Origin of the sequence: Pseudomonas sp. MF6396 (genome assembly GCF_002018915.1) — a bacterium.
GTDB classification, from domain to species: Bacteria; Pseudomonadota; Gammaproteobacteria; order Pseudomonadales; family Pseudomonadaceae; genus Aquipseudomonas; species Aquipseudomonas palmensis.
This window is the reverse complement of the sequence record NZ_MVOK01000008.1, coordinates 181,330-199,122: the sequence shown is the minus strand read 5'-3', so window position 1 is coordinate 199,122 and position 17,793 is coordinate 181,330. Positions and strand designations below refer to the sequence as shown.

Annotated in this window: 15 protein-coding genes; 14 read left to right on the top strand and 1 reads right to left on the bottom strand. The window is 63.7% G+C overall.

Annotated elements, in window-relative coordinates; translation table 11 throughout:
- Positions 1-181: 181 nt before the first annotated feature.
- The 8 genes from rffA to MF6396_RS10860 all read left to right on the top strand — a co-directional run bounded on the left by rffA (position 182) and on the right by MF6396_RS10860 (position 10,010).
- Positions 182-1,345, top strand: a complete 1,164-nt coding sequence (gene rffA / locus MF6396_RS10895; protein WP_078480283.1) for a dTDP-4-amino-4,6-dideoxygalactose transaminase — start codon at positions 182-184, stop codon at positions 1,343-1,345.
- Positions 1,346-1,382: 37 nt separating this feature from the next.
- Positions 1,383-4,958, top strand: coding sequence for a glycosyltransferase (locus MF6396_RS10890; RefSeq protein ID WP_078480282.1), 3,576 nt, complete (start codon positions 1,383-1,385; stop codon positions 4,956-4,958).
- Positions 4,959-5,196: 238 nt separating this feature from the next.
- Entirely contained in the window at positions 5,197-6,138 is a 942-nt protein-coding gene (locus MF6396_RS10885; protein ID WP_054915639.1) for a ketoacyl-ACP synthase III, read from the top strand.
- Between the two features lie 268 nt (positions 6,139-6,406).
- Complete coding sequence (locus MF6396_RS10880) at positions 6,407-7,255, top strand: flagellin domain-containing protein (protein ID WP_054915638.1); 849 nt, start codon at positions 6,407-6,409, stop codon at positions 7,253-7,255.
- 72 nt (positions 7,256-7,327) lie between these two features.
- Entirely contained in the window at positions 7,328-7,693 is a 366-nt protein-coding gene (locus MF6396_RS10875) for a flagellar protein FlaG (protein ID WP_043861796.1), read from the top strand.
- A 72-nt stretch (positions 7,694-7,765) separates the two neighbouring features.
- Complete coding sequence (fliD, locus tag MF6396_RS10870; RefSeq protein ID WP_078480281.1) at positions 7,766-9,175, top strand: flagellar filament capping protein FliD; 1,410 nt, start codon at positions 7,766-7,768, stop codon at positions 9,173-9,175.
- A gap of 133 nt (positions 9,176-9,308) precedes the next feature.
- Positions 9,309-9,704: a flagellar export chaperone FliS gene (gene fliS, locus MF6396_RS10865; RefSeq protein ID WP_043861798.1), complete on the top strand. Its 396-nt coding sequence runs from the start codon at positions 9,309-9,311 to the stop codon at positions 9,702-9,704.
- A gap of 9 nt (positions 9,705-9,713) precedes the next feature.
- Positions 9,714-10,010 carry a flagellar assembly protein FliT gene (locus MF6396_RS10860; RefSeq protein ID WP_043861799.1) on the top strand — a complete coding sequence of 99 codons (297 nt, stop codon included), beginning with the start codon at positions 9,714-9,716 and terminating at the stop codon, positions 10,008-10,010.
- A 94-nt stretch (positions 10,011-10,104) separates the two neighbouring features.
- Here MF6396_RS10860 and MF6396_RS29010 read toward each other — a convergent pair whose 3' ends face one another.
- Positions 10,105-10,293 carry a hypothetical protein gene (locus MF6396_RS29010; protein WP_229590459.1) on the bottom strand — a complete coding sequence of 63 codons (189 nt, stop codon included), beginning with the start codon at positions 10,291-10,293 and terminating at the stop codon, positions 10,105-10,107.
- Here MF6396_RS29010 and fleQ point away from each other — a divergent pair.
- From fleQ to fliG, 6 genes are all read left to right on the top strand, one after another.
- The gene (fleQ, locus tag MF6396_RS10855) at positions 10,207-11,658 is read left to right on the top strand and encodes a transcriptional regulator FleQ (protein WP_229590457.1); all 1,452 of its coding nucleotides are present in this window, start codon (positions 10,207-10,209) and stop codon (positions 11,656-11,658) included. The two genes, MF6396_RS29010 and fleQ, sit on opposite strands and share 87 nt — an antisense overlap.
- Positions 11,659-11,864: 206 nt before the next feature.
- On the top strand, positions 11,865-13,073 hold the full coding sequence (locus tag MF6396_RS10850) for a sensor histidine kinase (RefSeq protein WP_054915635.1): 1,209 nt from the start codon (positions 11,865-11,867) through the stop codon (positions 13,071-13,073).
- A complete protein-coding gene (locus MF6396_RS10845) occupies positions 13,070-14,455 on the top strand; it encodes a sigma-54-dependent transcriptional regulator (RefSeq protein WP_054915634.1) in 1,386 nt (461 codons plus the stop codon). The genes MF6396_RS10850 and MF6396_RS10845 overlap by 4 nt, the downstream gene beginning before the upstream one ends.
- A 116-nt stretch (positions 14,456-14,571) precedes the next feature.
- Positions 14,572-14,898, top strand: a complete 327-nt coding sequence (gene fliE / locus MF6396_RS10840; protein ID WP_043861803.1) for a flagellar hook-basal body complex protein FliE — start codon at positions 14,572-14,574, stop codon at positions 14,896-14,898.
- Between the two features lie 15 nt (positions 14,899-14,913).
- The gene (fliF, locus tag MF6396_RS10835; RefSeq protein WP_043861804.1) at positions 14,914-16,692 is read left to right on the top strand and encodes a flagellar basal-body MS-ring/collar protein FliF; all 1,779 of its coding nucleotides are present in this window, start codon (positions 14,914-14,916) and stop codon (positions 16,690-16,692) included.
- Positions 16,685-17,704, top strand: a complete 1,020-nt coding sequence (fliG, locus tag MF6396_RS10830) for a flagellar motor switch protein FliG (protein WP_043861805.1) — start codon at positions 16,685-16,687, stop codon at positions 17,702-17,704. Before fliF ends, fliG begins: the two co-directional genes overlap by 8 nt.
- Positions 17,705-17,793 lie beyond the last annotated feature (89 nt).

Here is a 17,793-nt window from a genome sequence, read left to right as displayed (position 1 = left end):
TTTTTTGTGCCCGACCCGCTCAGGCATGAGCGCCGCGTCAGGATCATGCCGGGGTACGGCAGTTTATTGACAGCCATCGCAGGGCGGGCGGGCTTTTCAAGCCGCAGGTGCGCCGTTGTGATCGCCTGAAAAACCTACACAGATCGTACCGGCCCCAGGGCCGTGCGATGGAGGCGTTACCGTGAGCAAACAGGTTATCCCTTTCAACAAGCCGTTCGTGGTTGGCAAAGAGCTGTTCTACATTGCCCAGGCGGTCATGAACGGCTCCATTGCGGGGGACGGCGAATTCACCACGCTGTGTCAGGGCTGGCTGGAAAACAACCTGGGCTGTGAAAAGGCGCTGCTGACCCATTCGTGCACCGCTGCGCTGGAAATGGCCGCGATCCTGGCCGACGTCGGGCCGGGCGACGAAGTCATCATGCCGTCCTTCACCTTTGTCTCCACGGCCAATGCCTTCGTTCTGCGCGGTGCGGTACCGGTGTTCGTGGACATTCGCGACGACACCCTGAACCTGGACGAGCGCCTGGTCGAGGCGGCCATCACCGACAAGACCAAGGCCGTGGTGGCAGTGCACTACGCCGGGCAGCCGTGCGACATGGATGTCTTGGCGCAGATCTGCGAAAAGCATGGCCTGTTCCTGATCGAGGATGCCGCCCAGGCGATCCTGGCCCGCGACCGCAAGCGCGCCCTGGGCACCATCGGGCACCTGGGCTGCCTGAGCTTTCACGAAACCAAGAACGTCATCAGCGGCGAGGGCGGTGCCCTGCTGATCAACGATCCGCGGCTGGTCGAGCGGGCCGAGATCATCTGGCAGAAGGGCACCAACCGCAAGGCCTTCAGCCGCGGCGAAGTGAGCAAGTACACCTGGGTGGATGTCGGCTCGTCGTTCCTGCCCAGCGAGCTGACGGCCGCATTTTTGTACGCGCAGCTCGAGCATGGCGAGCGCATCAACAAGCACCGTCGGACCCTGTACGAGAAGTATTTCAGCCTGCTGCGACCACTGGCCGCCGATGGTCTGTTTCAGCTGCCACGTACCCTGGACGACAAGCCGGCCAACGCGCACATCTTCTACCTGCTGGTGCGCAGTGTCGAAGAGCGCACGGCGTTGATCGCGTTTCTGCGCGAGCATGGGGTGAATGCGGTGTTCCACTATGTGCCATTGCATGACTCGCCAGCCGGCCTGCGTTATGCGCGCAGCAGCGGCCAGTTGCCGATCACCACGGATGTCTCGCAGCGCCTGTTGCGCCTGCCGTTGTTTTCCGACATGCGTAGCCGCCAGGTGGCGCATGTGTGTGCGTGCATCGCGCGCTTTTTCCAGGACAAGCCTTCGAGCGCCTCGCGCTGACAGCAGCACGCCCCTAATCAGAGATTGGAGTTTCACCATGTCGCATGCCTCGCAGGTCGACGCGCAGGTCCTTGAGCAGGCGTTGTTTCGACACACCCTGATGTTCGCCAAGCCCGAACACCCTTACTACATCATGGCGCCCGACTACCGGGACACCTCCTCGGGCATCGTGTCGCTGCACTACCTGTGTCACGTGCTCAACCTGAACGGGCGCGAGGCGTACCTGTGCGGGCCCAAGGTGGTCAACCCCAACCTGAAGACGCCGCTGCTCGACGCCGCCACCGAGCAGCGGCATCAGCAACAGGGCAAGGTGGCCATCGCCGTGTATCCGGAGGTGGTGGTCGGCAACCCGCTGGGGCGCAGGGTGGTTTCGCGCTTTTTGCTTAACTTCGAAGGGCTGATCAACGGCAAGTCGATGGAGGCCGCGCCCACCGACCTGCTGTTCTACTACGGCCCGGCGCTGGCTGAAAAACGCGGCCACGCCAACCCCGACCTGCTGGGCCTGCCGGTGCTCGACATCGACCTGTTCAAGGCGCCGCCGGCGGGCACGCCACGCAGGGGTTGCTACCTGTATCACAACCGTCATCCCCTGGAGCAGATCGACTACTCGCTGTTGCCCGAGGGTATCCAGCTGCTGCGCATCGCCAATGCGCTGCCGCTTCATGAACTGGCCCAGGTGCTGCGCTCGGCCGAGGTGATGTACAGCTACGAATGGTCGATGACCTGCGTGATCGCCGTGCTGTGTGGCTGCCCGGTGATCTTCATGCCCGGTAGTGGTGTCGACCAGGCGTTTCTCGAAACCGGCTTCCTTGGCAGCGCCGGCTTTGCCCTGCTTGACCAGCCGGACGCGCTGGCCACCGCCAGGGCAGGGGTGGAGGGGGCATTGCAGCGCTACGTGCTGGCAACGCTGCCGTTCTGGCAGCAGCTGGATACGTTCATTGCCAAGACCCAGGCCGCGGCCGCGCTCGAAGCGGCGGACCTGAACCTGGGCGTGCTGCCCTGGTTGCGCGAGCGCCACCCGGATGCCCAGCAGCTGTGCCTGATCAACGAGCGCCTCGACAGCCAGCCGATGCCGGTCATCGGTGTGCTTGTGCTGGATGACGGTGATGATCGCCAGCGCCTGGCCGCCACCCTGGCCAGCCTGGGTACGCAGCGCTGCCTGTACCCGCACCTTGAGGTCAGCGTGCTTGGCAACCAGTCGTTGGCCGACCCGCAGGTACGGCATGTGCCCTGTGCCCGGGAGCGGCAAGCTGAAGCCATCAATACTGCGCTGCAGCACAGCCGGTGCGACTGGTTCCTGATCGTGGAGGCGGGCGTCGAATTCACGGCCTCGGGCCTGCTGATCGCGGCACTCGAGCTTGTCGGTGCCGAGGCCGGTTGCCTAGCGTACATGGCGGATGAAGCGATGCGCGCGACCAATGGCAGCACCGACATCGCACTGCGACCGGATTTCAACCTCGACCTGCTGCTGAGTTTCCCGGCGAGCCTGTCGCGGCACTGGTTGTACCAGCGCCAGGCCTTGTTGCAACGGGGCGGCTTCGCCCTCGACTGCGCTCGGGCCTTCGAGCTGGAGTACCAGCTGCGCCTGGTCGAACAGCAAGGCCTGGGCTGCGTGGGGCATGTCGCCGAGCCGTTGCTGATCGGCGAGGCCCTGCCGTTGCGTGATTGCGCCCACGAGCGCGCGGTGCTGGAACGCCACCTGCAGGCCCGCGGTTATACACAGGGGCAGGTCGCGGTGCTGGCGTCGTTGCCGGGCCGTTATCGTCTTGATTACGGGCATGCCCAGGCCGCCTCGGTGAGTATCCTGATCGCCCTGGAAGGCAGCGTCGGCCACTTCCAGCGCTGCATCGAAACCTTGCTGGAGAACACGGCGCTGGCTGGCGGCTTCGAAGTGCTGTTGCTGGCGCCGTCTGCCCTGGACGAGGCTGCCCGTGAATGGCTGGCGATGGTCGAGCAGATCGGCGGTGAGCAGATTCAGGTTCTGCACTATGCTGCCGGCCAGTCGCGGGTTGCCATGTGCAATCACGCGGCGCAGCAGGCCCGTGGCGATTTCCTGCTGTGGCTGGATGCGCGTGCGGGGATCCTCGCGCGCGACTGGCTGCAGCAATTGCTCAATCACGCCCAGCGGCCCGAGGTGGGCGCGGTGGGGGCCAAGCTGCTGGCGGCCGACGGTAAGGTCCGGCATGCCGGCCTGGTGCTGGGGCTCACCGGCCTGGTGGGCTCGGCATTCGACGGGGTCGATCATCAGCAGGCCGGTTACATGGGGCGGCTGCAGGTCGATCAGGACTGTTCGGCGCTCAGTGGCGAATGCCTGATGCTGCGCCGGGCGCTGTTCCTCGAGGCCGGCGGCTTTGCCGAAGATCCGCTGCTGGCCCGCTGGGTGGATGTCGACCTGTGCCTGAAGCTGCAGGAGGCCGGTTACCTGAACGTCTGGACGCCCCATGTGCAATTGCTGATGGACGCTTGCGAGCGCGACGCGGCGACCACGGAGCAGGAGGACGCTCTGCTGGCCCGTTGGCTGCCACGCCTGGCCCGCGATCCGGCATACAACGCCAACCTGTCGTTGCAGGTGCCGGGTGGCTTTGTCCGGGCGAGCAACTCGCTGGTGTGGAACCCGCTGAAAAGCTGGCACCCGCTGCCCATGTTGCTGGCTCACCCGGCCGACCTGCAGGGCGCCGGCCAGCAGCGCATCGTCGAGCCGTTCAAGGCGCTGCGCGAGGCGGGGTGGGTGGACGGGCTGGTCACGCCGCACCTGCTGTCTGCCGTGGAGCTGGAGCGCTACGCACCGGACACCGTGCTGCTGCAGCGCCCGCTCGATGACGCGCAACTGCTGGCCATGCGGCGCCTGCGGGCGTTCTCGCGGGCGTTCAAGGTGCTCGACGTGGACGGCTATCTGCCGCAGATGCGCTTGCAGGGCGCGCATGCCGGGTTTGGCGCCGACGAAATCAGCCAGCGCTTGCAGAGCGCGGTGATCCTCGCCGATCGCATCATCGTGCCTGCGCCCGCGCTGGCCGAGGTGCTGGCAGGCCAGCACGACGATATTCGTGTGCTGGAGGCCAGCTTGCCGGGCCGATGGTGGCGCAATCTCCAGGGCAAGCGTGGCATGGGCAGCAAGCCCCGTGTCGGCTGGGCCGGGGCGGTGGATGCCGACCTGCTGGTCGATGTGGTCAGGACGCTGGCCGCGGAGGTGGAGTGGGTGGCGCTGGGCGACTGCCCCGAGGCCCTGCGCCCCTACATGAAGGAGGTACACGCCGCCGTCGCCCCCGAACGGCAGGCCGCAGCGCTGGCCGCGCTCAACCTGGACCTGGCGCTGGCGCCCATGGCCCAGAGCCTGCTCAATGCCTGCTCGGGCAACCCGGGGTTGCTGGAGTACGCCGCCTGTGGCTACCCGATCATCTGCAGCAATGTGCCGGGCTTTGCCGGTGTCGATGTGCTGCCGCTGACCCGCGTGGCCAACACCACGGCCGACTGGCTGGCCGCGATCCGCCTGCACCTGGGCGACCCGCAGGCTTCCGCCAGCCTGGGCGAGGTGCTGCAGGCCAGGGTGCGGCGCGACTGGCTGCTCGAGGGCGAGCGCCTGGCGCTGTGGCGCGCGGCCTGGCTGGCGGGCTGAGTGGTTTTGCAGGGCGGTCGGGCCTTCCCGACCTGGCCGTCCTCACGTGACCGTGAAGTGCTGTGCACAAGCATCGCCCTGGTTCGCGTACAATGCCGTGACTTGGCAGTCGAAACGTGCATCTCTAAGCTAATGAATCAGCGGGCGGTGCAGGTGGCCTGGAGCGGCGCTGCGTGAGATCCCTTGCCTGCAGGGGAGTGAGGCCCGTGAAAATCCGCATATCTATCGGGAAGCCACAATGATTGGCATCAAAAGTATCGCGAGTTACGTACCTGTCGAGGGTCTGAACAATTACGCCCAGGGTGCGAAATTCGGCAAGGATCAGGACTTCATTCTGGGCAAGATCGGTTCGACCTTTCTGCCGCGCAAGGAGGCAGGTCAGGAGACCTCGGACTTGTGTGTAGAGGCCGCCAAGGTCCTGTTCGCTGCCAATCCTTCGTTGTCCCCGGAGTCGATCGATGTGCTCATCGTGGTCACCCAGAACGGCGACGCCGAAGGGTTGCCGCACACTGCCGCGATCGTCCAGCACAAGCTTGGCTTGCCCACCCATGTGGCAGCCTTCGACATTTCCCTGGGCTGTTCCGGTTACGTCTACGGCCTTTATGCCATCAAGGGCTTCATGGAGGCGGCGGGACTGAAGAACGGCCTGCTGATCACCGCCGATCCCTATTCCAAGATCGTCGATCCGGAAGATCGCAACACCACCATGCTGTTCGGTGATGCTGCCACGGTCACCTGGATGGGCGAGGACGCGGCCTGGCAACTGGGCAAATCGAGCTTTGGCACCGACGGTGGCGGCGCAGAGCACCTGAAGGTGAATGACGGGGTGTTCTTCATGAACGGTCGCCAGGTGTTCAACTTCGCGTTGCTCAAGGTGCCTGCGCACCTGCGTCAGTTGCTCGAGGCGAGCAACCTGGGGGCCAACGACATCGACCTGTTCTGCATTCACCAGGGCAGTGCGGCAATCGTCGATGCCGTGGCGCGCCGCTTCGAGGAAGACAAGCCCGAAACCATCGAGAAATTCGTCAAGGACATGGTCGAGACCGGCAACACGGTGTCCTCGAGCATCCCGTTGCTGCTGGAAAAGCACGTACTGGGCACCCAGCACAGGCGTGTGGCCTTGAGCGGTTTTGGCGTGGGCCTGTCGTGGGGCTCGGCAATCATCGAGCGTCGGGACTGAACCGACCTCCCGTCTACAGAAGCGCTGCCTTGAAGGTGGCGCTTTTTTTTGCCTTGGCGGTATGCCACAACCAAGGCTGTGCCGCAGGGGCCATAAAGCTGGCGTCAAACCCTTGATTTCATTGGAGTGGCAGGGTGCCAGTAAAAATTTTCAAAAAACCCCTAAAGCAACCTGCACAGACGACGATAACTATTACGAAGGTTCTCTAGGCCACACCCGGCGCTTGCCAGGGCCGGAAGCCGCAATACCCACAAACGAGGAATTCGTCATGGCATTAACCGTAAACACCAACGTCACGTCGCTGAACGTTCAGAAAAACCTGAACCGCGCTTCCGACGCCCTGAGCACCTCGATGACTCGCCTGTCTTCCGGCCTGAAAATCAACAGCGCCAAAGACGACGCCGCTGGCCTGCAGATCGCTACCCGTATGACCTCGCAGATCCGCGGTCAGACCATGGCAATCAAAAACGCCAACGACGGTATCTCGATCGCCCAGACCGCTGAAGGCGCGATGCAAGAGCAGGTCAACATCCTGCAGCGTATGCGTGAACTGGCTCTGCAATCGCGAAACGACTCGAACGATTCGGACAACCGTGACTCGCTGAACTCCGAGTTCGCTCAGATGCGTGACGAGCTGACCCGTATCGCTCAGTCCACCCAGCTGAACGGCAAGAACCTGCTGGACGGTTCCGCCAGCACCATGACCTTCCAGGTCGGTTCGGAAACCGGTGGCATCAACCAGATCAGCATCGACCTGACCGGCAAGTACCTGGCCAGCGACCTGGGTATCACCAACGCCATCACCATCGCCGGTAGCGACAGCGCCACTGCCGAGACCAACTTCTCGGCTGCAATGGACGCGATCGATGCTGCGGTCAAGACCATCGGTGAAGGCCGTGCTGCACTGGGTGCCGTTCAGAACCGTCTGACCAGCACCATCAACAACCTGCAGAACATCAACGAAAACGCCGACGCTGCCCGTGGTCGTGTACAAGATACCGACTTCGCTGCCGAGACCGCTCAGCTGACCAAGCAGCAGACTCTGCAACAAGCTTCGACTTCGGTTCTGGCCCAGGCCAACCAGCTGCCATCCGCCGTACTGAAACTGCTTCAGTAATCGCCTGATGGTTATCGGCGGGGGAGTGCACCTGTGGCGCTCCCCCGCCTTTTGCATTGAGAGGTGGTTGGCATGGATATGAGCGTCAAGCTGAACCTGTCCTACCAGGCTGCAAAGCCTGTGGAGCAGCCCACCGAGCGCCCTGCGGTCAAGCCCGTGGAGGCTGTCGAATCCATCAAGCCAGCGAAGGAAAGCGCCGACAGCGGCCTGACCGAAGCTGAGAAGGTCAAGAACGCGCTCAAGGACATCGAGAAGTTTCTCGCCTCGTCGCGTCGCAATCTCGAATTTTCCACGGATGAAGAATCCGGCCGAATTGTAGTTAAAGTCATCGCCAGTGAAACCGGTGAGCTGATCCGCCAACTTCCTTCGGAAGAGGCGTTGAGAATTGCCCACAGTCTGAGCGATGTTAACAGCCTGCTGTTCAACGCCAAGGTCTGATGCTGGCGTCCGAGCAGCACGTTCGCTAGCCTTGATCGGCTAGGGGCGGCGCGCAACCAAGAGGGAATAGCAATGGCGAGTTCAATTTTACCGGGCACCGGTCTGGGTTCTGGGGTCGATATCAACAAGATCGTCAGCACGCTGGTGGCGTCTGAAACCGATCCGAAAGCCAACCAGATCAAACGCCAGACTGCCAACAACTCGGCCATGCTTTCTGGTGTCGCATCGCTCAAGAGCGCGCTGTCTGTCTATCAGGCGGCGATGAAGAAGCTCAATGATCCCCTCGCGCCGTCGTTCAATGCCTATGCGGCAACGTCCAGCAACGACGCCGCGATCAAGGCAACCTCTAACAATACCGCGGTGCCTGGTACCTACACGATCCGTGTCGACAACCTGGCCACCTCGTCCAAGGTGGCCAGCCAGAACTTCGACACCGGCGCCACCACGCCGATTCCCGAAGGCGACCTGCTGATTACCCAGGACGGTGTCACCCACACCGTCAAGGTCGGCCCTGGTGCAACCTTGCAGTCCGTGCGCGACACCATCAACTCGTCGCTGTCCGAGAAAGGCATCACTGCCAACCTGGTCAATGGTGCAGACGGTTCGCGCCTGGTGTTCAGTTCGACCAAGACCGGTGAGGGTACGGACATTTCCGTCGACGGCACCATCGACGCGCTCAAGATCGCGCCGGGCGAGAAGATGGATGGTGACGGTGCCGGCTACATCGGTGAGCCGGCCAAGGACGCAAAACTGTACGTCGACGGCCTGCCGGTCACGAGCAAGAGCAATACCGTCACCGGTGCCATCAGTGGCATCAGCCTGGACCTGCTTCAGGCAACCGGCCCCGACGCCAGCAAGGCTGTACAGGTTACGGTGGGTGAGAACACCGATGGGCTGAAAAAATCGGTGCAGGCCTATGTCGATGCCTATAACACCCTGATCAAGGCGGTCACCAACCTGACCTCCGTGAGCAAGGATGCCGATGGCAACACCGTGCTGGGCCCGTTGACCAACGACCCGACCACCCGTTCGCTGCTGAGCGACCTGCGCAGCCAATTGGCGACCGAGTCGGACGGTACCCGCCTGACCACCCTCAGCCAGCTGGGCATCAACACCCAGAAGGACGGTACCCTCGAGTTCAACTCCGTCAAGTACGACGCGGCGATGAAGGACAAGAAGCTCGGTGCCGACGTGCAGGAGCTCTTCACCGGTAAAAATGGCGTGTTCGCGCACATGAACAAGGCGATCGAACCGTACCTGCAGACCGGTGGCATTCTCGACTCGCGCAAGAACGGCCTGGACAGGCTGCAGAAAGACCTCGAGAACCAGCAGGAGGCCCTGGATCGGCGCATTGCGTCGCTGACCGAGTCGCTGACCAAACGCTACGTGGCCATGGATACCCTGGTCGGCAAGCTCGAGGCGCAGCGCAAGAACATTGCCTCGATGTTCGCCTCGATCGAAGCGCAGCAGAAGAACTCCTGATAGCAGGGGCCGCAAAAAAGCCCGGCAGCACCCCTTCGGGTGCTCCGGGCTTTTCGTTTTCGGGGTTAAAGTTTTTTGACCCGCAGGCGATACAGGCGGTATATGAACCTTTTCGTTTGTTACGAGGTAGAACATGAACCCTATGTTGGCCCTTCGGCAGTATCAGAAAGTCAACGGCGTGGCGCAGACCTCCGAGGCCAGCCCGCACCGTCTCGTGCAGATGCTCATGCAGGGCGGGCTGGATCGCATCGCGCAGGCCAAAGGTGCAATCGCGCGCAATGACCTGGCCCAGAAGGGCATCCTGATCGGCAAGGCCATCGGGATCATCGGCGGTCTGCGCGAAGGGCTCGACCTCGAAAACCAGGCCGAGGCACTGGCCGACATCGATGGGCTGTACGCCTACATGAGCAGGCGCCTGGTCGAGGCCAACGTGCAGAACGACCCGGAGATCCTCAATGAAGTCGCACGCCTGCTGATTACCGTCAAGGAAGGTTGGGACGCGATCGGCGATCAGGTCGCCGACGTCTAGGAGAACGCCATGAGTGCCGTGCTCGAACGTATCGAACAAACCCGCGAAGCCCTGCTCGGGGCATTGGCCAGCCGCGACTGGGAAACGATCACCGAACTGGACCTGAGCTGCCGTGTTTGCGTCGAGGACGTACTGGCCGAGGCATCGACCAACGAACAGGTTCTGCGCACCAGTCTTGAGGAATTGCTCGACGTCTACCGCCAACTAATTGATGTTGCAAGTGGTGAACGTCAAACAATAGTCGACGAGATGACGCAGATCCGCCAAGCGAAAAACGCCGCAAAGGTATACCATCTGTTCAGCTGACGCTGGACGGTTCGAAAATGCAGTGCGCCATAAATTTGACTGTGTACGATTTTTTGACTTAACTAGTGGCTGTTTTCTAATTTCAGACGTCCGATCACTGACCGCTCCAGTCGGAATGGATGTCGAGCATGCCCACATTGGGTGTCGAGTTGACTAGGGAAGTTTCGATTGCATGTGGCGTGAAACCAAAATTCTCCTGATCGATGACGATGACGCTCGCCGCCGCGACCTGGCGGTGGTGCTGAATTTTCTTGGCGAAGAAAATCTTTCCTGCTCCAGCCACGATTGGCAGCAGGTCGTTCAGTCGTTGTCATCCAGCCGTGAAGTACTCTGTGTCCTGGTCGGCACCGTGAACGCTCCGGCAAGCCTTTTGGGCTTGCTTAAGACCGTGGCTGCCTGGGATGAGTTCCTTCCGGTATTGCTGTTGGGTGAAATATCTTCTGCCGAGTTGCCCGAGGACCTGCGCCGCCGGGTGCTTTCCAACCTGGAGATGCCGCCCAGCTACAGCAAGCTGCTTGATTCGCTGCACCGTGCCCAGGTCTATCGCGAGATGTACGACCAGGCCCGCGAGCGCGGTCGTCAGCGTGAGCCCAACCTGTTCCGTAGCCTGGTCGGTACCAGCCGCGCCATCCAGCATGTGCGCCAGATGATGCAGCAGGTGGCCGACACCGACGCCAGCGTGCTGATCCTCGGCGAGTCGGGTACGGGCAAGGAAGTGGTCGCGCGCAACCTGCACTACCATTCCAAGCGCCGTGAAGCGCCGTTCGTGCCGGTCAACTGCGGCGCGATCCCGGCCGAGCTGCTCGAAAGCGAACTGTTCGGTCACGAGAAGGGGGCGTTCACCGGCGCCATCACCAGCCGTGCCGGGCGTTTCGAGCTGGCCAATGGCGGCACCCTGTTCCTCGACGAAATCGGCGACATGCCGCTGCCGATGCAGGTCAAGCTGCTGCGCGTGCTGCAGGAGCGCACCTTCGAGCGTGTGGGTAGCAACAAGACCCAGAGCATCGATGTGCGCATCATCGCCGCCACTCACAAGAACCTCGAGAGCATGATCGAGGTGGGTAGCTTTCGCGAAGACCTGTACTACCGCCTCAATGTGTTCCCGATCGAGATGGCCCCGCTGCGTGAGCGGGTCGAAGACATTCCGCTGCTGATGAACGAGTTGATCTCGCGCATGGAGCACGAGAAGCGGGGGTCGATCCGCTTCAATTCCGCCGCGATCATGTCGCTGTGCCGCCATGGCTGGCCGGGCAACGTGCGCGAGCTGGCGAACCTGGTGGAGCGCATGGCGATCATGCACCCGTATGGCGTGATCGGCGTGTCCGAGCTGCCGAAGAAGTTCCGCTACGTCGATGATGAGGACGAGCAACTGGTCGACAGCCTGCGCTCGGACCTGGAAGAGCGCGTGGCAATCAACGGCCATACGCCCAATTTCAGCAACCATGCGATGTTGCCGCCCGAAGGTCTCGACCTCAAGGACTACCTGGGCAGCCTCGAGCAGGGCCTGATCCAGCAGGCGCTGGACGATGCCAACGGTATCGTGGCGCGTGCCGCAGAGCGCCTGCGCATCCGCCGCACCACGCTGGTGGAAAAAATGCGCAAGTACGGCATGAGCCGTCGCGATGGAGACGAACAGGCGGAGGATTGACGCCTGCTTCCTGCTGGCAGGCCCCGACCGGGGCCTGCCGAACGCAATACCCCTATTTTCCACAGGGCTGTAAAGCCTGCCCTTGCTGGCTTTGGGCGGCGCGCCGCTGCTGCTGGCACCCCCCCGTCAAAGTATCCGGCACGTCTATTGCTATACCGCTGGCAACATACCGTTTTATGACGGTGAGCCATGCGAGAGAGCAACCCATGCCCCACGCCGCCCACATCCCCGCCGCCGAGCCCAGGCGTTCTGACGCCGCCGAACAGCAGAGTCGTCAGGGGCTCGAGCAGGCGTTTGCCCTGTTCGACCAGGTGTCGACCCAACTGAGCCAGTCCTACAACCTGCTCGAGGCCCGTGTCACCGAGCTCAAGGGGGAGTTGGCCGTGGTCAGTGCGCAGCGCATGGCGGAGCTGGCGGAGAAGGAGCGACTGGCCAACCGCCTGCAGAACCTGCTGTCGCTGTTGCCCGGCGGGGTGATCGTGATCGACGGCCAGGGCCGCGTGCGCGAGGCCAACCCGGCCGCCGTCGAACTGCTGGGTCAGCCGCTGGTGGGCGAGCTGTGGCGTCAGGTGATCGCCCGCAGCTTTGCGCCGCGCGAGGACGACGGCCACGAAGTGTCGCTGCGCGATGGTCGCCGCCTGTCGATCGCTACCCGCTCGCTGGATGCCGAGCCGGGCCAGCTGGTGCTGTTGACCGATCTCACCGAAACCCGCCACCTGCAAAGCCAGCTGGCGCGGCACGAGCGCCTGTCGACCCTGGGGCGGATGGTGGCCTCGCTGGCGCATCAGATCCGCACGCCACTGTCGGCCGCCTTGCTGTATGCCAGTCACCTGGCCGAGCAGGACCTGCCGCTGGACACCCGTCAGCGTTTTGCCGGCAGCCTCAAGGAGCGTCTGCACGAACTCGAGCACCAGGTACGCGACATGCTGGTGTTCGCCCGCGGCGAACTGCCGCTGACCGACCGCGTGACCCCCAAGGCGTTGTTCCAGGCGCTGCAGCAGGCCGCGCAGGTACATGTACAGGGGCATGCTGTGCGCTGGCAGTGCGACAGCCACCTGGGCGAATTGCTGTGCAACCGCGACACCCTGGTGGGGGCGCTGCTCAATCTCATTGAAAACGCCCTGCAGGCCGCGCCCGGCGCTGCTCGGCTCAAGGTACACCTGTATCGTCGCGGGCAAAGCCTGCGCCTGTGCATCAGCGATGCCGGGCCGGGCATCGACAGTGCATTGCTGGCGCGCCTGGGCGAGCCGTTCCTGACCACCAAGGCCACTGGCACCGGGCTTGGCCTGGCGGTGGTGATGGCGGTTGCCCGTGCACACCAGGGCACCGTGCAGCTACGCTCGCGCCCCGGGCGCGGTACCTGCGCGCTGGTGACCCTGCCGCTGATCGGCGCACCGCTGGAGGCAACGGCATGAGGGCGATCAAGGTTCTGCTGGTCGAGGATGACCGCGTACTGCGCCAGGCCCTGGCCGATACCCTGGAGCTGGGCGGTTTTGCCTATCACGCGGTGGGCTCGGCCGAAGAAGCGCTGGAAGTGGCGGCCAGTCAGCCCTTCAGCCTGGTGGTCAGCGACGTCAACATGCCGGGCATGGACGGCCACCAGTTGCTGGCCGCGTTGCGGGCCCGCCAGCCGCAGTTGCCGGTGTTGCTGATGACCGCGCACGCCGCCGTTGAGCGTGCAGTGGATGCGATGCGCCAGGGCGCTGCGGACTATCTGGTCAAGCCCTTCGAGCCGCGAGCTTTGCTCGACCTGGTGGCCCGTCATGCCCTGGGCGTTGCCAGCGGCGCGGACGCCGACGGTCCGGTGGCGCGCGAGCCTGCCAGTGCGCAGTTGCTCGAACTGGCCGCGCGGGTGGCGCGCAGTGATTCCACCGTGCTGATTTCCGGCGAATCGGGCACCGGCAAGGAGGTGCTGGCGCGCTACATTCACCAGCAGTCCCTGCGTGCCGACCAGCCATTCGTGGCCATCAACTGCGCCGCCATCCCCGACAACATGCTCGAAGCCACGTTGTTCGGACATGAAAAGGGCTCGTTCACCGGGGCGATAGCCGCCCAGCCAGGCAAGTTCGAGCAGGCCGACGGTGGCACGCTGCTGCTCGACGAGATTTCCGAAATGCCGCTGGGGCTGCAGGCCAAGCTGCTGCGGGTGCTGCAGGAGCGCGAGGTCGAGCGGGTAGGCGGGCGCAAGCCGATCGCGCTGGACATCCGCGTGGTCGCCACCACCAACCGCGACCTTGCCGGCGAAGTGGCGGCGGGGCGGTTTCGCGAAGACCTGTTCTATCGCCTGTCGGTGTTCCCGCTGGCCTGGCGACCGCTGCGCGAGCGCAGCGCCGACATTCTGCCGCTGGCCGAGCGTCTGCTGGCGCGACACGTCAATAAAATGAAGCATGCCCCCGTGCGCCTGTCGGCCCAGGCCCAGGCCTGCCTGCAAGGCTATCCGTGGCCGGGCAACGTGCGCGAGCTGGACAACGCCATCCAGCGGGCGCTGATCCTGCAGCAGGGCGGGGTGATCGAGGCGGCGGACTTCTGCCTGGCCGGGGTGCTGCCGCTGCTGGCGGCATCGCCCGTAGAGCCGGTGCCGGTGCTGGCCGAGCCGTCCGAGCCAGCCGGGCTGGGGGATGATCTGCGCCGCCACGAGTTCCAGATGATCATCGATACCCTGCGCGCCGAGCGCGGGCGCCGCAAGGAGGCTGCCGAGCGTCTGGGCATCAGCCCGCGCACCTTGCGCTACAAGCTGGCACAGATGCGTGATGCCGGCCTGGATGTGGAGGCGAGTCTCTACGCCAGCGGCGTGTGACGCCGTAACCGGTCGTTTTTGTTGGTCCTGGGGGTAGAGCTGGCACTCTTGTTGCTAAGTTCTGCCTGTCCGCTGCGTAGTGTCAAAAAAATGCGGGTCGTCGGAGAGAAGAGTCAATGAGCCAAGGTGTTGAATTTAATCGATTGATGTTGGACATGCGGGCCATGCAGGCGGACGCCATGTCGATGTCGAAGGCTGCCCCTGCGCCAGAGCTTGGCTCGAGCGGTTTTGCCGACATGCTTGGCCAGGCCATCAACAAGGTCAGCGATACCCAGCAGGCGTCCACCCAGTTGGCCAACGCCTTCGAGATCGGCAAGAGCGGCGTCGACCTTACCGACGTGATGATCGCCTCGCAGAAGGCCAGCGTGTCGTTCCAGGCCTTGACCCAGGTGCGCAACAAGCTGGTGCAGGCGTATCAAGACATCATGCAGATGCCGGTATAAGGGCGAGATTGAGTCATGGCCGAAGCAGTCGTTGATAACGTGCCCGCCAAAGGCAGCCCGGCGCCCAAGCCGCCGCTGTTCGGCATGTCCTTTCTGGAAAACATCGCAGAGATGCCCATGCTGCGTCAGGTCGGCCTGCTGGTCGGGTTGGCGGCGAGCGTGGCGATCGGCTTTGCCGTGGTGCTGTGGTCGCAGCAGCCCGATTACCGCCCGCTGTACCCAAGCCTTGCCGGCATGGACACCAAGCAGGTCATGGACACCCTGTCCGCTGCCGACATCGCCTACAACGTCGAGCCCAGCTCCGGGGCGCTGCTGGTCAAGTCCGAAGACCTCTCCCGTGCGCGACTGAAACTTGCCGCGGCCGGCGTGGCGCCAGGCGACGGCAACGTCGGCTTCGAACTGCTCGACAAGGAGCAGGGGCTGGGCACCAGCCAGTTCATGGAGGCCACCCGTTATCGTCGCGGACTGGAAGGTGAACTGGCGCGTACCATCTCCAGCCTGAACAACGTCAAGGGTGCCCGCGTGCACCTGGCCATCCCGAAAAGCTCGGTGTTCGTGCGCGACGAGCGCAAGCCCAGTGCCTCGGTACTGGTCGAGCTGTATTCGGGGCGTGGCCTCGAGCCCGGCCAGGTGGCGGCCATCGTCAACCTGGTGGCGTCCAGCGTTCCGGAACTGAACAAGTCCCAGGTGACCGTGGTCGACCAGAAGGGCAACCTGCTGTCCGACCAGGGCGAGAACTCCGAGCTGACCATGGCCGGCAAGCAGTTCGACTACAGCCGCCGCATGGAAGGCATGCTCACCCAGCGCGTGCACAACATTCTGTTGCCGGTGCTGGGCAACGACCGCTACAAGGCCGAAGTCTCCGCCGACGTCGACTTCAGTGCGGTCGAGTCCACCTCCGAACAGTTCAACCCCGACCAGCCTGCCTTGCGCAGCGAGCAGTCGGTGAACGAACAACGCTCCAGCAGTATGGGCCCGCAGGGCGTGCCTGGTGCCCTGAGCAACCAGCCACCCGGCCCGGCCACTGCGCCACAGCAGACCGGTCAGGCACAGGCTGCAGCGGGCATGGTGCAACCAGGCCAGCCGCTGCTGGACGCCAACGGCCAGCAGATCATGGACCCGGCCACCGGCCAGCCGATGCTCGCACCGTACCCGGCCGACAAGCGTCAGCAGTCGACCAAGAACTTCGAACTGGACCGTTCCATCAGCCACACCCGCCAGCAGCAGGGGCGCCTGAGCCGCCTGTCGGTCGCGGTGGTGGTCGACGACCAGGTCAAGCTCGACCCGGCCACTGGCGAGTCGACACGCGCCCCATGGGGGGCCGAAGACCTGGCGCGCTTCACGCGCCTGGTGCAGGACGCCGTCGGCTTCGATGCCAGCCGCGGTGACAGCGTCAGCGTGATCAACGTGCCATTCGCCGCCGACCGTGGCGAAGTGTTCACCGAGATTCCGTTCTACCAGCAACCGTGGTTCTGGGACATCATCAAGCAGGTCATGGGCGTGCTGTTCATCCTGGTGCTGGTGTTCGGCGTGCTGCGCCCGGTGCTCAACAACATCACCGGCAACGGCAAGCAGGGCGCCGGTGCCGATGGCGACATGGAACTGGGCGGCATGCTCGGTCTGGATGGCGATCTGGCCAACGACCGCGTCAGCCTGGGTGGTCCGCAAAGCATTCTGTTGCCTAGCCCGAGCGAGGGTTACGACGCTCAGCTGAACGCAATCAAGAGCCTGGTGGCCGAAGACCCGGGTCGTGTGGCCCAGGTCGTGAAAGAGTGGATCAACGCCGATGAGTGATAATCGAGCCCTTACCGCCAAACTGACCCGTGTCGACAAGGCGGCCATCCTGCTGCTGTCGCTGGGTGAAACCGATGCGGCGCAGGTGTTGCGCCACATGGGCCCCAAGGAAGTGCAGCGGGTCGGCGTGGCCATGGCGCAGATGGGCAACGTCCATCGCGAACAGGTCGAGCAGGTGATGAGCGAGTTCGTCGAGATCGTCGGCGACCAGACCAGCCTGGGTGTCGGCTCTGACGGCTACATCCGCAAGATGCTCACCCAGGCCCTGGGCGAGGACAAGGCCAACGGCCTGATCGACCGCATCCTGCTGGGTGGCAACACCAGCGGCCTGGACAGCCTGAAGTGGATGGAGCCGCGTGCCGTGGCCGACGTGATCCGCTACGAGCACCCGCAGATCCAGGCCATCGTGGTGGCCTACCTGGACCCCGACCAGGCTGGTGAGGTGCTGGGCAACTTCGATCACAAGGTGCGCCTGGACATCATCCTGCGCGTCTCCTCGCTCAACACCGTGCAGCCGGCGGCGCTCAAGGAGCTCAACCAGATTCTGGAGAAGCAGTTCTCGGGCAACTCCAACGCGGCGCGTACCACACTGGGCGGTATCAAGCGCGCGGCCGACATCATGAACTTCCTCGACAGTTCGGTCGAAGGCCAGCTGATGGACGCGATTCGCGACGTCGACGGCGAGCTGTCCGAGCAGATCGAAGACCTCATGTTCGTCTTCAACAACCTGGCCGATGTCGACGACCGCGGTATCCAGGCGCTGTTGCGCGAAGTGTCCTCGGACGTGCTGGTGGTATCGCTCAAGGGCGCCGACGAGAAGGTCAAGGACAAGATCTTCAAGAACATGTCCAAGCGGGCTTCCGAGCTGCTGCGTGACGACCTCGAGGCCAAGGGCCCGGTGCGGGTCAGCGACGTGGAAACGGCGCAGAAAGAGATCCTCACCATTGCCCGGCGCATGGCCGAAGCCGGCGAGATCGTGCTTGGCGGCAAGGGCGCCGAAGAAATGATCTAAAGCCGTTCGCCGGCCCCGGCTCCTCCACAGGAGCCGGCCTTGCCGGCGGATGCCTCAACGCGGTACACGCCGGTGCCTGGCAGCCGCAT